This is a genomic window from Salegentibacter profundi (assembly GCF_054121475.1).
The window spans coordinates 80,957-95,511 of the sequence record NZ_JBSYGG010000012.1; the positions used below are offsets into that span (position 1 = coordinate 80,957).

The 14,555-nt window shown below is 38.4% G+C and carries 14 protein-coding genes; 5 read left to right on the forward strand and 9 right to left on the reverse strand.

Features of this window, described 5'->3' with window-relative positions:
• The 5 genes from ACW6NC_RS13695 to ACW6NC_RS13715 are packed head-to-tail and all read left to right on the forward strand — an operon-like array spanning position 1 to position 6,661.
• The gene (locus ACW6NC_RS13695; RefSeq protein ID WP_457866837.1) at positions 1-3,249 is read left to right on the forward strand and encodes a type I restriction endonuclease subunit R; all 3,249 of its coding nucleotides are present in this window, start codon (positions 1-3) and stop codon (positions 3,247-3,249) included.
• Positions 3,242-3,925 carry a M48 family metallopeptidase gene (locus ACW6NC_RS13700; protein ID WP_457866838.1) on the forward strand — a complete coding sequence of 228 codons (684 nt, stop codon included), beginning with the start codon at positions 3,242-3,244 and terminating at the stop codon, positions 3,923-3,925. The genes ACW6NC_RS13695 and ACW6NC_RS13700 overlap by 8 nt, the downstream gene beginning before the upstream one ends.
• A gap of 26 nt (positions 3,926-3,951) precedes the next feature.
• Positions 3,952-5,118: a hypothetical protein gene (locus tag ACW6NC_RS13705; RefSeq protein ID WP_457866840.1), complete on the forward strand. Its 1,167-nt coding sequence runs from the start codon at positions 3,952-3,954 to the stop codon at positions 5,116-5,118.
• The gene (locus ACW6NC_RS13710; protein WP_457866841.1) at positions 5,118-5,816 is read left to right on the forward strand and encodes an OmpA/MotB family protein; all 699 of its coding nucleotides are present in this window, start codon (positions 5,118-5,120) and stop codon (positions 5,814-5,816) included. The genes ACW6NC_RS13705 and ACW6NC_RS13710 overlap by 1 nt, the downstream gene beginning before the upstream one ends.
• Positions 5,813-6,661: an HNH endonuclease gene (locus ACW6NC_RS13715; RefSeq protein ID WP_457866843.1), complete on the forward strand. Its 849-nt coding sequence runs from the start codon at positions 5,813-5,815 to the stop codon at positions 6,659-6,661. The genes ACW6NC_RS13710 and ACW6NC_RS13715 overlap by 4 nt, the downstream gene beginning before the upstream one ends.
• Here the strand turns inward: ACW6NC_RS13715 and ACW6NC_RS13720 are convergent.
• The 9 genes from ACW6NC_RS13720 to mnmE form a co-directional block, all read right to left on the reverse strand.
• A complete protein-coding gene (locus tag ACW6NC_RS13720; RefSeq protein ID WP_457866844.1) occupies positions 6,638-7,609 on the reverse strand; it encodes a DUF6371 domain-containing protein in 972 nt (323 codons plus the stop codon). The genes ACW6NC_RS13715 and ACW6NC_RS13720 overlap by 24 nt on opposite strands.
• A gap of 116 nt (positions 7,610-7,725) precedes the next feature.
• Positions 7,726-9,003: a DUF3987 domain-containing protein gene (locus tag ACW6NC_RS13725; protein WP_457866846.1), complete on the reverse strand. Its 1,278-nt coding sequence runs from the start codon at positions 9,001-9,003 to the stop codon at positions 7,726-7,728.
• Positions 8,994-9,422 (reverse strand): hypothetical protein, encoded by a 429-nt coding sequence (locus tag ACW6NC_RS13730; RefSeq protein ID WP_457866847.1) that lies wholly within the window; start codon positions 9,420-9,422, stop codon positions 8,994-8,996. The genes ACW6NC_RS13725 and ACW6NC_RS13730 overlap by 10 nt, the downstream gene beginning before the upstream one ends.
• A 25-nt stretch (positions 9,423-9,447) precedes the next feature.
• On the reverse strand, positions 9,448-9,798 hold the full coding sequence (locus ACW6NC_RS13735) for a hypothetical protein (protein ID WP_457866849.1): 351 nt from the start codon (positions 9,796-9,798) through the stop codon (positions 9,448-9,450).
• Positions 9,799-9,819: 21 nt separating this feature from the next.
• On the reverse strand, positions 9,820-10,152 hold the full coding sequence (locus ACW6NC_RS13740; protein ID WP_457866851.1) for a helix-turn-helix domain-containing protein: 333 nt from the start codon (positions 10,150-10,152) through the stop codon (positions 9,820-9,822).
• 219 nt (positions 10,153-10,371) lie between these two features.
• Positions 10,372-11,262, reverse strand: coding sequence for a hypothetical protein (locus tag ACW6NC_RS13745; protein ID WP_457866853.1), 891 nt, complete (start codon positions 11,260-11,262; stop codon positions 10,372-10,374).
• On the reverse strand, positions 11,252-12,388 hold the full coding sequence (locus tag ACW6NC_RS13750) for a tyrosine-type recombinase/integrase (protein ID WP_457866854.1): 1,137 nt from the start codon (positions 12,386-12,388) through the stop codon (positions 11,252-11,254). Before ACW6NC_RS13750 ends, ACW6NC_RS13745 begins: the two co-directional genes overlap by 11 nt.
• A gap of 3 nt (positions 12,389-12,391) precedes the next feature.
• On the reverse strand, positions 12,392-12,760 hold the full coding sequence (locus tag ACW6NC_RS13755) for a helix-turn-helix transcriptional regulator (RefSeq protein WP_457866856.1): 369 nt from the start codon (positions 12,758-12,760) through the stop codon (positions 12,392-12,394).
• Positions 12,761-13,077: 317 nt separating this feature from the next.
• Complete coding sequence (gene mnmE, locus ACW6NC_RS13760) at positions 13,078-14,529, reverse strand: tRNA uridine-5-carboxymethylaminomethyl(34) synthesis GTPase MnmE (protein ID WP_457866858.1); 1,452 nt, start codon at positions 14,527-14,529, stop codon at positions 13,078-13,080.
• Between the last annotated feature and the right edge of the window lie 26 nt (positions 14,530-14,555).

Sequence of the window (14,555 nt, forward strand, 5' to 3'; positions counted from 1 at the left end):
ATGTCTGAATACCACTTCGTAGAAAAACCCTTTTTGGAACAGCTTAGCAAGCTTGGCTGGACAGCCATAGATCAGGGATTTAGGATTCCAACTGATCCTGCTAAAAGTCATAGGTCTTCTTTCAGGGAAGTGGTATTAAAAAAAGTTTTTCTTCAAAGGCTTAGGAAGATAAACAAAAGTGAAGGAAAAGAATGGCTTACAAATGCTCAACTTGAAGACCTCTTCCAGGAGCTTACAGATCATCCTACCAAAAACCTACTGGAAGTTAATAAACTGGTTTTTGAACTTTTGATCAATGGCACATCGGTAGACGAAAATGAACTCACTGGTGAGGAATTTCCTAAGGTGCAGTTCATAGATTTTAATAATCCGAATGAAAATTCTTTTATCGCCATAAACCAGTTTCGTATAGATACTCCGGGGACTCCCAAAGGATTTATAATACCAGATATGGTTTTATTCGTCAATGGCTTACCCTTGGTGGTAGTGGAATGTAAAGATCAAAATATGTTTACAGCCAATCCTCTGGCTGCGGCATATGAACAGCTAAGCCGGTATAGTAATCAAAGGGAAAGCACCCATAGAGCAGGATTAAAAGAAGGTGAAGAACGCCTGTTCCATTTTAATCATTTTAACATCGCTACCTACGGCGAAGATGCCACCTACGGCACCCTAACAGCTACAGATCAGTACTATCTCAACTGGAAAGATATTATTCCGGAGCATTTAAGGGAATATGAGCCACCGCTGGGTAAAGAACGGCCCCAGGAAAAATTGGTCCAGGGAATGCTTTCCCCGGAAAACTTGCTGGATCTTTTCCAGAATTTCACCTTGTTTATGGAAGTTGGCGAAAACAAGGAAATCAAAATTCTCGCCCGCTATCAACAATTCAGGGCGGTTCAGAAGATCAAGGATAAACTGCTCAATGGTGAAACCCCTGAGGCGCGGTCAGGAGTGATCTGGCACACCCAGGGATCAGGAAAATCTCTCACAATGGTATTCCTGATTAAAAAATTGCGCAGTGTACAAGTTTTAAGTGATTATAAAGTTGTTATCGTAAACGATCGCAATGATCTGGAAGAACAGCTGGGGAAAACTGCCAATTATACCGGGGAAAAAGTAGATTACGTGACCAGTATAGGTGAGCTCAAGCCAAAACTTTCCGGCGAAGCTTCCAATATCACCATGGTTATGCTGCAAAAGTTCCAGGAAAAAGAAAGACAAGCTCCTGCGTATATTTTAGATCAAGTTGCCGAAGACATTCCTCAGTATAAAAATTTCGGACTTGTAAACAAATCAGATAGAATACTCATACTTCAAGATGAAAGCCACCGAACCGTAAATTCAGACCTGGGAGATAATCTGTTTGCGGCCTTTCCTAATTCTACTAAAATAGCGTTCACTGGAACCCCACTTATAACCGACAGGCATAAGACAAAAACTATACAGCGTTTTGGGGATTATATTGATAAATACAAGCTTCAGGATGCGGTAGATGACGGGGCTACGGTTCAAATTCTTTACGAGGGTAAAACTGCCGACACCGCACTTAATGAGAAATCTGAATTCGATCGCAAATTCGAAAATCTCTTTAAAGATCGAACAGAGGAAGAGTTACTGGCCATTAAAAAGAAATATGGCACTTACGGGGATATTCTGGAAGCTGAAGAGCGGATAAAAATTATCGCTGAAGATATGCTTAGGCACTATGTTAGGAACATCCTTCCTGATGACTTTAAGGCCCAGGTGGTGTGCTCTTCTAAAATAGCTGCGGTACGCTATAAAAAGTATCTTGATCTGGCCTTGGAAAAGGTTATAAAAGAAAAGGAGCTCGATGATAGTTATGAACCCGAGCTGCTTCAGAAATTGAAATTTCTAAAGTCGGCAGTAATTGTCTCCATTGACGATACTAATGAAGAGGCCGAGATCACTATGGCCAGGAAGGAAGCCAAAGCGATGAATGCGGTTGCTAATTTTAAAAAGAAATTCAATTATGAAGAACCCAATACCGGGATTGCGTTTCTCGTAGTTTGTGATATGCTGCTAACCGGCTTCGATGCTCCCATCGAACAGATCATGTATCTGGATAAAAAACTGAAAGAACATAACCTTTTACAAGCTATTGCTCGGGTGAATAGGGTTCAACCCGGTAAGAACCGCGGTTATATAGTCGATTATATAGGTCTAACTGAAAACCTTAAGGATGCCCTCTCCATTTATGGCGGAGATGAGGCCGATGAAGTATTACAGGGCTTCAAAGATGTTACCACCGAAGTACCTATTTTGGAAAATCGGTATCGAAGGTTACTGCAACTTTTCAGCGACAATAAATTACCTGAAATTGAGAATTTCGTAAATCAGCGCATTAAAGATAAAAAAGCGGAATATGAAGTTTTGGAAAGAGCCATAGAATTGATGGGAGATATAAAACGTCGGGCTAATTTCACCACTTTTTACAAAGCTTTCCAGGAAAGTATGAATGTGGTACTTCCAAACGAAGCTGCTAACCGGTTCAAGATCCCGATGAAACGCTTTGCATATTTGCTGAGCAAGGTAAAAGAGCGGTATAAAGATGATACTCTTGATATTTCAGGTCAGGGTAATAAGGTAAAGCAACTGGTAAATGAGCACCTTATAAGCCTCGGGATCAACCCAAAAGTCCCACCTACTGAATTGTTTTCATCTAAATTTCTTAAAGAACTCGATAAGAACAAAACCCCAAAGGCCAAAGCAAGCGAGATGGAGCACGCAATGCGAAAGCATATTAAAATAAATGCTCAGGACGATCCGGTTTATTACAAAACGATGAGTGAAAAGATCGATTCTATAATGCAGAATCACTGGGAAGACTGGGATGCTATTTTGGAAAACCTTCAAGAGGCGAGGGAGGAAATGGAAGCTGGGCGTAAAGAAGGATCTATTGTAGGTATTAGCGTAGATGAAGCTCCGTTTTATGACCTAATAGTTGATATTGCTTATGGAAGAGAGGCCTCTGAAGAAATAAAACTTCAGTTGAAACCTATCATAAAGGAAGCTTTGCCTTTAATTAAAAAAGAGATCAGGATTTCACATTTTTGGAAAAAAGAAGATGAGATAGAAAAACTAAAAGGAAAGCTTCAGGATATTTTTTATCTAACTGCAGGAGACCTGGATTTAGATCCGGTGATAGACAAAACCGAAAAAATTGTTTCAGAAATAATGGCATTGGCCAAAAAAAGACATCAATTACTGATTAAGGAAGATGCCTAATTATAAAGATATAGAATACAGCTTAAAGCGCAGCAAAAGGAAAACATCCAGTATTTATGTGGAGCGGGACGGTAGTATCTCAGTGCTGGTTCCACAGCAGTTGAGTGATCCTGAAATTGAGGCGATGATTGAGCAAAAGCGCTATCAGATCTATTCCCATTTGGCACAATGGGAAGATGCCAATACGAAAAGGGTATACCGGGAATTTGTGAATGGCGAAGGTTTCTATTATCTCGGAAGAAACTACAAACTTGAGATCGTAACCGACCAGGGAGTTCCGCTTAAACTAAAAAATGGCTGTTTCAGACTCCGGAAAAAGAACCTGCCCAGAGCAAAGGAAGCTTTTGTGGAATTTTACAAAGAGAAAGGCAGAAAAAGAATCTTGGAGCGGGTGGAGCATTACCGGAAGCTTCTCGATGTGCATCCAAATGAGATAAAAATAATGGAACTACAAAACCGCTGGGGTTCCTGGACCCCAAAAGGAAATGTGAACTTCCATTGGAAAACAATGATGGCGCCATTGACCATTATAGATTATATAATAGCCCACGAATTAACTCATTTAATCCACCCCAATCATTCGGATGCCTTTTGGAACGAACTCGATAAAATAATGCCCGATTACCTCCAAAGAAAGGCCTGGCTAAAGCTTAATGGGGCTGGAATGGATCTATAAGAATTAAATTTTTAAATAGTTTATTTATGATTGAAACATTACAAGAAAATCTATTTACAATATCGGTTATTGCTGCTATAACCATACTATTTCTTCCTTTTTATCTCAAAAATAAATTCGAAAAAGGACATATTGCCAGTCTAACCATTACGATAGGCATTTTCGGTACTTTTTTCGGTGTATTTGTGGGGTTAATGAATTTTAACTCAGAGGATATAACCGGGAGTGTCCCAGTTTTAATTGATGGATTAAAAACTGCTTTTATAACATCAATTGCTGGATTATTGGCTAATATCATTATACGAACATTTCCTCAACTCTATGGATTTCCTAAAGAAGAGGAGGATCATTCTGATGACTTGGCGAGGCAAATGATTCGATCTATGGATCGAATGACAAACTCTATTTCCGGAGAAGAGGATGGATCGTTATTAACACAGCTTCAAAAGATTAGAACTACAAATATTGACGGATTTGATAAAATGAATAAATCCTTTGAGGATTTTGCAGAACAAATGGTAGCGGATAATACTCAAAGCCTTATTGATGCTCTAACCCAGGTGATGAAAGATTTTAACACCAAAATAAATGAGCAATTTGGAGAAAATTTCAAACGGTTGAATGAAGGAGTTGGGGCGATGCTGGAATGGCAAAAAGAGTATAAGACTCAGGTTCAAATGCTAAATGAGACATTTTTAAAAATTTCAAAAACTATGGATGGGGTAGATAAGAATCTTGAAAATGTTGCTCATAATCATAATGTAATTCACGAGTCCAACGAAACCTATCAGAAACTTTTAAATGATTTATCTCTTCAGGTAAATTCATTTGCCGAATTAGGAGAAAAAGCAAAAACTTCTTTTCCTATTATTGAGCAAAATATGGAAAAACTTACTTCAGTAGCTAAGGATTATGTTGGAAATGCCCTGGAAGATATTGAAAGTAATTATGAAAGTTTTTCCAAATCACAGACTGAAATAATGGAGACCTATAAAGATAAAATCGACGAAATGATAGTGGGTAATGCAGACAGAATACAAAAACTGGATGAAGAACTGGGCCAGGAACTAAATAAGGCGTTAGAGAGCTTGGGAACTCAATTGACAAGCCTTTCTCAGCATTTTGTTGAAGATTATAAGCCTCTTACCGAAAAACTGAGAAGTGTTGTGCAAATGTCTAAAGACCTCAATTAATGAAATACTTTAAAGGCAAAGAAGACAACGAAAGTCAGTGGCTGCCAATTTCTGACCTGATGTCGGTCCTGATGATGGTTTTTTTACTAATAGCTATTAGTTATATGGTCAAAGTCTTTTTGGAAAAAGAAAAAATTCAGGAAGTAGCGGTTACTTATAATAAACTTCAAAATGAGCTATACGAAGATTTAAATCAAGAATTTGAAGAGGATCTGGAAAAGTGGAATGCTGTAATTGATAAAGAAAATTTGAGCGTGAGATTTACGGCCCCCGAAGTTCTTTTTTCGCAAGGTAGCGCTCAAATAAAACCAGAGTTCCAAACTATTCTGAACGATTTTTTTCCACGTTTCATCAAGTTACTCCACAGTAATAAATACAAAGAAGATATTTCTGAAATTAGAATAGAAGGCCATACCTCAAGCTATTGGGGCCAGAACGTTCCCGATGAAAAAGCATACATCTATAATATGGAGTTATCCCAGGACAGGACAAGGAATGTTCTGAATTTCTTATTGCAGAATCAGGCAAATGAAAGTTTAGCTGAATGGATTAGAAGCAACGTAACTGCTAATGGCTTATCATCAAGTAAATTAATTATTGATGAAAATGGAGAAGAAAATAGGGGCTTATCCCGACGGGTGGAATTTCGGGTTCGTACAAATGCAGAAAAGCAGATAGCGAAAATCTTGGCAGAATGAAATTGATAAATTTTCTGGAGTTCCCAAGGCTTAATAAAATTAGGGAAGAAATGGGGGCTGATTTAATTCCCTACACAGGACCAACGACCTGGATCGATTTGGATGATAACAGGCTAAAGGAATTACTTGAAATAGGAGAAGTACAGATCGATCCTGAAGAAATCGAAATTAAGGATGGTACTTTTGAATATAAAGGTAAAAAAGTAATTGTCTATATACGAGATCAATATGCTAAGTACTATGAAAAAGGCTATAAGTTTCATTTGACCAATTGCTCCTCTATAAGCCAGTCATTTCAGAATAAAAGAAACTCTCGCTATGTTGTTTCCTTGAGGACCGACGGTCAATTTAATATTAACCTTATTGACGATGGAGAGATAATAAAAGAAGGACTATTGGAGCCTTTAAAGGTCTGTAAAAATTGTTTGAAAAAGATTAACTACCAGGGGTATTCCCGACACCCCCGTAGAATTCAAAGTGAAATATTTAGCGATTTTGATTTAGGACAGTATTTCGAATTAGTCAAAACAACCAGTTTGAACCCTGGATTTTTTAAAAATGATAAAACGGCACCTTTAAATATATATAATCCCAATTTCCGTAATAGGTCAAAAAAAATACGGGAAAGAAAAAATTATACTTGTGAGGAATGTGACACTGATTTGTCTCAATACCCAAATCTTTGCCATACGCATCATATCGACGGTAATAAATCTAATGACAATCCCTATAATCTAAAGGTTCTTTGTATTGGATGCCACTCATTGCAGCCAAAGCATGAACGGTTAAAATTTTCTCCTGAATTCAAAGAATATAGTAGATTAAAAAGAATTGGTAGGATTTAATGTCAACTTTGGGAAACTTCGAAATAAATCCTCGAGGTCATTATTAAAAATGCCTTCAGAAAGTAATTGTTTATCTGATTTCCCCTCGGTCATATCCCAAATGGTTGCACGTACACCTATAGATCTCAAGTAAGCATTCTTAGCTTGAGCTATGTCGACTGCCTTCTCACTGATGTCTGGGATCAAAAGGATCTTATGTCCTCTTAAACAAGCTGATTTGGCGACTGTCAGTCCATTTAAACCTCCAAAAGCCAGCCAAGTATATTGGGGAAGAAGAATTGCCCCCACAACAGCCGTCTTTTCACTCTCCACCAGCACCACGAGATCTGCTCCTTTTCTAATACCCCCCAGAAGGTGAGCTCCAAATAAGCAAGCATAGTAACCATCTTCATTCTTGTAAGGAGCAGCAAACCGATTTGTTCTCTTTCCATTTTCTTGGTAATAGCAAATCTTATTTTTCTGGACCTGGAGATCTTCATTGATTAGCCAGAAAACAGTGCCTCCGTCTTTTGTTGAGCCAAGTGCGTACTCCTCTTTGACACGACCGACTTCTTGCTCTGGATAGTTCTTTCTGAGATACTGCAACATATTATTTTCCGGTGCTATTTCGTAATATTTCCAGATCAGCGATTCAGGTATAAATTGCTGATCTGGATTATTGCTTGTAGAGCTAAAATTTTCTGAAAAGCTTGGAGTAGGGGAGATCACCACATCCGTGTCCCAGGAGTTGGTGATTTCATTCCATTGATATTCTTGCCCTTTTTCATTTCTATACAAAGATGGTGGGAGAGTGGATTTTCCGCAGGAATGACAGTAACCATAGATCAGTGGGAAACCTCTATAATTGACAAATTTTCCATCTGTGTTTCGCTTACCACAACATGGGGTAATGAGTTGGTAGTTCCGTCTTTTGTCAAATTTTAATGTTCTTTCGATTTTGGTGAGCATAGGGTACATTGTTGTGCAACGTGCAACCTGCAATTTACCTATTAAAAGGCCTCAACGATCTATAATTCAGCGTGATGTGAGGCGTTTAAGACAAAAATGCAAGTTGCAGGTTGCATCTAAATTTTCATTTTGGCTATTTTCCGGCAAACTGTGGACTTGTCTTTTCCTATAACTGATGCTATCTCTTGTTGCGTAGCTTTATTTCTAACACCAAGTCTTACTACATGATTCAAATCAATATCCAGGGTATGGTTGTCGAGTTTATCAATAATGATCTGGAAATTGGTAAAGTAAAAATCCATGATCATTATGGCTTCCTCCACGGTTTCCAGATCTATTTTTAAACGAAATTCAGGAGTAGCTGATTCTTTTATAAGGTGCGTGAGGATTATTAGCTTGTGAATGTTTATTTGAGCTTTTGCTAAATATCCTTTTTCTATTTCTTCTGAACTCTCTTGTAATTGGATCAAGTTTTGGGTGTAATCGAACAATCTGTCCTCTGCCTCTGAAGTACAAGTCAGGACAAGAGGGTCTTTTGTTTCTGAGTCCTCAACAAGCTTTCTATACTCCATCACTCTTAATAGGTTATCTGAATACCGTTTTATACAGTCTTGACCTATAGGAAATCTGGAGAGCTTCGAGTTGTGCGTTAGTTTGGGCGTAAAGAGGAGGCGGTCCGTCAAGCCGCTTTCTAAATTGCCTCCTGCAAAAATTTTAGGTATAAATTCTTGCTGTATGGAACCCATCAGCACCGGGTAGGACCTTGTCAAGCGGAAACTTTCTGTTGTCTTTCTTACTATGTCCACAAATTTGTTAGTATTCCCTTGCAATAAAAGCGTACGCCAACCTGGGCCATCCTTACTTGAAGGATTGCCCATTTTTTCAATTAGGTGGTATAGTTCATCCATTAAGATTCCCAGTGAAAAGGGATTATGATAATGTTTGAAGTAAGCAGCTTCAATTGTGGCGTCTTGTATGAACAGTTGTTTTCTCCCTTGTGGCTCCTCAGTGCTGTCCTGCAATGACCTATCTCGAAATTCCTGGTATTGTACATCATCATATGTTTTAAGTGGCTCTGTGGCCAAATCCATAGCAGGGGATTTTACGTCTCCCCTGCTACCGATAATAGCCGCATAGATATTGCTATAGTTAGAATATCCCATCGCATCCAGCCGTATTGCTAAACCTGCCGTATTACTGAAGGCAAAAAGTATGGATGTTAACAGGTACTCCTTTGGTATTCTCTTATGTTCAAATGCTTCGTTTATTAATTGATTGATGTATGGAGGCAACTTATCAATAATTTGGTGAAGCTGCCTAACAGCCTTATCTTCCAAGCTGGAGCTATGTTTCAATATTGCCTCCTCAATATCCTTAAGATTTTCTATTTCCATGGGGGCAAAAACTTAAGGTGGACAATTTCTTTTAAGGTAGTGTCAAAATAAGCCGGAGCACCGTCAGCTCGTGCATCCATGTTCTTTATTGGAATATATCTATCGGTAATTTTGCTTGCCAGGGCTTGAATGTCACCTTTCGTGGCAGGCTTGTTTTCTTCTTTGATAAATATTGATTTTCCGACTTCAGTAACAACATTCGCTATAGCTGCATTACCGATTCCTGCCATAGAAATTCCTTCTTTAGGAGGCTTCTGCGTAGGTGCTTTTAAACCTTCATCTGGTTTCGCTGGAGATAGTTTGTTTTTACGTTTGTGGGAGTTGACTCTGCAGCTGTTGCTGCAGAATCTTTGTTTATATCTCCTTCTCGGTATGTAGGTTTTGGAGCAGTAATCGCACGTATATAGGTGTTTTTCCATTATTGTAAGTTAAAGTAACGTTAGGTTAACGAGTTTTGGATAATTCTTTAAAGGTTCGATATACTACCTCTTGTTTTACAACATCAAACTTAGCGGTCACTCCCTTAGGCCCTCTTGGCAGATTCTTTATAGGGATATATCTATTCTTGTTTCTGTTGATCAAAAAATTAGCTTTGTTCTTCAGATTCTTTCTTCCTGTCTTGGTAGTAATTATATGTGGTGTAATGGCCCTCACTAAGCGGTCCAAATTCTTTTCTACTTCTAATAATGCTGCCGTCTCTTGGCAGGTTACGCGACGGCAAAAAGGAATTTTGTCATCAGTAGTAGTCCAAAAGGGTTCAGAACAGTGAAAACATTTTTTTTCAATTTTTTTCATGGTATGTATTTTATAGTTTGTTTAAAATCTTCGGTTATTGTGTAAATATTCGGCTGCTTTTGATTTGGCTGTAGTTGATGTTATGCTTGCCACTGGATTTTCCCCTTTCCTAAGCCACTCTAAAAGAGCAGCTCGTGAGAAGAGCAGCTTTTTTCCTTGTTTAAAGAAGGGGATTTCGTTCCGGTGGGTTTTACCGTAGATTGTGGCTGGACTTAAGTCCAGGAGTTTTGCAGCTTGCTTGGCGTTCAAGATGTCCTCCTGGTTGTTTTCTTCAGCTTCCTTCTTTGTTAGCTGGTAGAGTTCTGTAGCGAGCTTTTTAAGATCCTCGCTGGTGATCAAATTCAGGTCTTTCATAATCCTGTTTTTTTAAGGGGTTTATTGTTACAGGGTACAAGAATATAGAGAATCCACAGGGTACCGGTCATAGGTGGGTGACCCCTGGGCAGACCATGGGTTTTAGGTATGTGGTTAATTCCCAGCACAATGAGAAAGTAATAATTCGAAAAAGAACACAAAAAAACCAGCTATTTTGGGTAGCTGGTTTTACTTTTTCAATCAGTTTGGCTCGAATTATTATGTTTTACTTTGGATCATTCTTACTTCAGCCTCCAGTCTTTTGAGACCTAATTTTTCCAGCTTATTAATTAGAAGTTCTAAGAATTTTCCATCCTGAAACTTGAAGAAATGATCGTAGTCTCTTTGGAATAAGTTGTAAGATTTAGCGCTTTCCGCTTTCTTGTAAAATATTGATAAATCCTCCATGCCTGAAATAACATGTGAGAACTTTATAAATTCTGTTCTACCTAATCCTTTATGAAATATGATTTCTTGGTAAAACACTTTGAGGAGAAATATTTTTTCTTCCTCTTTAAAAGATCTCAGCCGTTGTTGAGTTTGGGTAATTTGCTCAGTATAGTCTTTAGTTGTCTTACTTCTGGTTTGAGTTTGTTGGGGATATATCTTTTTATGAAGTTTTAAAAAGTATTCAGCCGATTCGTAGTTGTGATCAAATTTCTCAAACTCTATTGGTTTCCACTTCTTATCCTTGTAGACGAGTTGGATGTACTTGTCAAAATTGTTAGTGATATCTACAAAATCTTTATAAGCTTTATTCTCTGCTAAGTCCTCAATGAAGGAAAAATATTCTGCTTCAGAATGCTTCTCTAAGAATAACTTTTTAGTCTTCTTCTCCAGGACCCCGGGAAAAAGGTGTTCAGGGAAATTTACCTTGTTGTTACGGGAGGTAAAGTAGTTGTATATTTCAACATCAGGTTTGAGTGAGGATCTTTCAAAATGTTCGTTTCGCCATTTTTCGAGTTTAGATCTTACTTCATTATAAGTCTCCTGATAATCCCGCTCATCCTCATCGTCTTCCTTTGAGCTTTTGAATTCACTATTGACGAAATCTTCTAAGTTCTGAAAGGTGACCCGGTATTTCTCTTTAAATAACTTACTATAGTCCATCCAAGTCTAAGTTTATCCTATTAGCTGCTTTTACCTTGTTTTGATCCATGACCTTAGTATATATCTGTGTTGTAGATACATTTTTATGGCCCAATAGCTTTGATACCGTGTAAATATCAGTTCCATTAGCTAACTGTAGTGTGGCATAACTGTGCCTAAAATTGTGAAAAGTAATTTTCTTGTGAATACCTGCCTCGAGGAGCCATTTTTTAAGAGGCCTGGAAATTTGAGAATATGTGATATCAGTAAAAATCTGTCCTTCCTTCGATTCTTGTTCACTGAGAATATTTACAGCTGATTTGGAGATAGGGTGGTTCTTAATATTTCCTGTTTTTTGTTCCCTGAATTGAATGTAGTAGCCCTGGTGGGAGTCCTCATAAACATCTTCCCACTTCAGATTAATTACGTCAGAAAATCGAAGACCTGTTAAAGCAGAGAAAACGGCCATATGTTTCACTTTTACATTATCAATAGGGGTTTTCCATAGCTTTGATAATTCCTTTTCGGATAGGTACTCCCTATGTGTTTCTTGTTCTTTTATATATCTGGCATCCTCAGCTAAATTTTTAGAAAGGAGTTTATCCTTGTAAGCCTTTTTCAAGACCATAATGAAATTCTTGTAATAGCTGGAGGCGGTATTAATGGCTAACTTCCCTTTATTGGTCCTCAGGTTTTTTGTAGTGAGAAGAAAATTTCTGTAGTTGCTAACATGCCATTCAGTCAAGTTTTGTGTTGTCAAATCCTCTCCCATAAAAGCTTTCCAGTAATCAAGTGAGGATTTCCAGGAATGGTAGTTGCCTTTGCTTCCCGTGTTATAATACTCATCTACTACTTCTTGGAAATACTGACTGAATTTGATATCCATTACAATATTATCTACCAATCCAAATTCCTTATTCTTAAGTTGCAGAAATCGGGTAGCTCTAATTTCCTCAGCTATTTCAAGTTGTGACTCATTAAATCTTTCTTCCTGTGCATTTTCAGGAAATTCATAAATCTTGAGTTTTAAAAACTCTCTTCGGGAAAGCTTGGCTGTTTTAGGAATAATGACTGGTGGATAATAATCAAGATAAAGACTAAGCATACCATCTTTTAAAGGCTTGGATCTTAAGGTAACGTTTGCCATGGGTTAATTTTGTTGGTTAAAAATATAATCTACTTCAGTTCTCTTAATACGAGTAAGTCTTTGTCCCAAATTGACTGCTTTTAACTGTTCATTGTCTATGAGACGATAAATAGTCTTTACTGAACAGCCGAGTAAAATGGCCGCTTCTTTGACGCTGAGAAATTCCTTCAGTTGTAAATCCTGGACTTTTTCCTTGGGATCAGCCTTTACCTTCTGAGGTTTTGAAGCTTTCTGAATCTTTTCAGCCCGTTTTCTGGCTTTGTAGGCGATCTTTGCGCAGGTGTCTCCGCAGAATTTGGTAACAGTAGTTTTTGCGATGAATTCGCTGTTGCAGAGCTGGCACTTTTTCTTGATTCTAATATTAGAGCTCATAGATCAATTTTAATGTTGATTTGCTCGATTAGATATCTCTAAGGGACATTTCGCTTGCGTTTTTAAGGGGCTATAGAAGGAATTAGGAGTCGTAATCTCCCTAAATTTTTGGGACACAATTTTTATATTCATTTTTAGTGGCTTTTGAAGTAAATAAGAGACATTCATAAGCCAAATCTAAATATAAATTTTATTATAAAAGGTACATATTTCAAAAAAAATGTACCTTTTAAAAAAAGACAACAAAACAACTTTTGTTTCTAAACCCTTTAATAGTGTACGATTTGATTTGTTTTTGTTTTTGTTGGTTTGATTTTCTATTTGCCAATACAAAAATTAGAAAAAATATTTCCTAATAATTCGTCATTGGTGACCTCGCCGGTGATCTCTCCAAAATAATGAAGTGCTTCTCTTATATCTATTGCCAGCAGGTCTCCTGAAAGATTGTTGTTAAGGCCTTCTTCAACCTTGTTGATTTCTTCCAGTGCTTTTAATAATGCGTTATAATGTCGGCTATTAGTTACAATAGTGTTGTTGTTTCGCAAAGCTCCCGTATTGACAAACTCCAGAAGTTTCATCTTAAGTTCTTCCACACCTTCGCCGGTCTTGGCTGAAAGCAACTGCAGGCTTGATCCTTCAATGTCATTTAAGGCCTGAGCCAGTTTCATTCTTTCTTCCTCTGAAAGTTGATCGATCTTGTTGGCTATGATAATAAGAGGTTTCTGAGGAAACTTGTTTTTGATTTTTTCAATTTCATGTAGAAAAACATCCAATTCACCCTTTCTGGGAGCGGTGTTTTGCTGGGGTTTCCGGTTTCTGATATCTGCCTGCCACTTCCCACTGTCTATCAGGGCTACAACTACCTGAGCCTGGCTTATTTTATCAAATGTCCGTTTGATACCTATGCTTTCTACCACATCCTGGGTTTCCCGTATTCCTGCCGTATCGATGAATCTGAAACCAACCCCACCAATACTCATCTCATCTTCAATACTGTCCCTGGTCGTACCGGCAATTTCTGAAACAATGGCGCGCTCTTCATTGAGCAGCGCATTGAGCAATGTGGATTTCCCTACATTGGGTTCTCCTACAATCGCCACAGGTATTCCGTTTTTCAGTACATTCCCGGTAGCAAAGGAATCGATGAGTCTTTTAAGGACCTGCTGAATTTTAGCCACAAGTTCTTTAAATTGTTCCCGGTTGGCAAACTCTACATCCTCTTCTGAAAAATCCAATTCCAGTTCTATCAAGGAGGCAAAGTCGAGCAGCTCCTGTCTTAGCCTGTGGATCTCACTGGAAAACCCACCTCGCATTTGTTGCATTGCCATCTGGTGGCTTGCCTGGTTTTCCGAAGAAATAAGATCAGCCACGGCCTCGGCCTGGCTCAAATCCATTTTCCCGTTTAAAAAGGCACGCATGGTAAATTCTCCGGCCTCGGCAGAACGGCATCCTTTTCTTACAAGGAGCTGAATGATTTCCTGTTGGATATAAGGACTTCCGTGGCATGAGATTTCTATGGTTTCTTCCCCGGTATAGGACTTTGTTCCTCTGAAAACAGAAACCAGGACCTCGTCCAAGGTGCGCTGACCATCTATCAGGTTGCCCAGATGAAGGGTGTGGCTTGGCTGTTTTTCAAGAGGCTTTTTACTCCTGGTCTTAAACAGTGGAGCCACGATCTCCATAGCCTTGGGTCCGGAAACTCTTATTATTGCAATAGCTCCGGCTCCCGAAGGAGTCGCCAGGGCTACTATAGTGTCATTCATTTTCATAGTGCAAAGATAGGTTGCCCCATAAC

Excerpts from the sequence above, each read along its gene's own strand:
- ACW6NC_RS13695 (WP_457866837.1), top strand. The coding sequence starts at position 1 with ATGTCTGAATACCACTTCGTAGAAAAACCCTTTTTGGAACAGCTTAGC.
- ACW6NC_RS13700 (WP_457866838.1), top strand. The coding sequence starts at position 3,242 with ATGCCTAATTATAAAGATATAGAATACAGCTTAAAGCGCAGCAAAAGG.
- ACW6NC_RS13705 (WP_457866840.1), top strand. The coding sequence starts at position 3,952 with ATGATTGAAACATTACAAGAAAATCTATTTACAATATCGGTTATTGCT.
- ACW6NC_RS13710 (WP_457866841.1), top strand. The coding sequence starts at position 5,118 with ATGAAATACTTTAAAGGCAAAGAAGACAACGAAAGTCAGTGGCTGCCA.
- ACW6NC_RS13715 (WP_457866843.1), top strand. The coding sequence starts at position 5,813 with ATGAAATTGATAAATTTTCTGGAGTTCCCAAGGCTTAATAAAATTAGG.
- ACW6NC_RS13720 (WP_457866844.1), bottom strand. The coding sequence starts at position 7,609 with ATGCTCACCAAAATCGAAAGAACATTAAAATTTGACAAAAGACGGAAC.
- ACW6NC_RS13725 (WP_457866846.1), bottom strand. The coding sequence starts at position 9,003 with ATGGAAATAGAAAATCTTAAGGATATTGAGGAGGCAATATTGAAACAT.
- ACW6NC_RS13730 (WP_457866847.1), bottom strand. The coding sequence starts at position 9,422 with ATGGAAAAACACCTATATACGTGCGATTACTGCTCCAAAACCTACATA.
- ACW6NC_RS13735 (WP_457866849.1), bottom strand. The coding sequence starts at position 9,798 with ATGAAAAAAATTGAAAAAAAATGTTTTCACTGTTCTGAACCCTTTTGG.
- ACW6NC_RS13740 (WP_457866851.1), bottom strand. The coding sequence starts at position 10,152 with ATGAAAGACCTGAATTTGATCACCAGCGAGGATCTTAAAAAGCTCGCT.
- ACW6NC_RS13745 (WP_457866853.1), bottom strand. The coding sequence starts at position 11,262 with ATGGACTATAGTAAGTTATTTAAAGAGAAATACCGGGTCACCTTTCAG.
- ACW6NC_RS13750 (WP_457866854.1), bottom strand. The coding sequence starts at position 12,388 with ATGGCAAACGTTACCTTAAGATCCAAGCCTTTAAAAGATGGTATGCTT.
- ACW6NC_RS13755 (WP_457866856.1), bottom strand. The coding sequence starts at position 12,760 with ATGAGCTCTAATATTAGAATCAAGAAAAAGTGCCAGCTCTGCAACAGC.
- mnmE (WP_457866858.1), bottom strand. The coding sequence starts at position 14,529 with ATGAAAATGAATGACACTATAGTAGCCCTGGCGACTCCTTCGGGAGCC.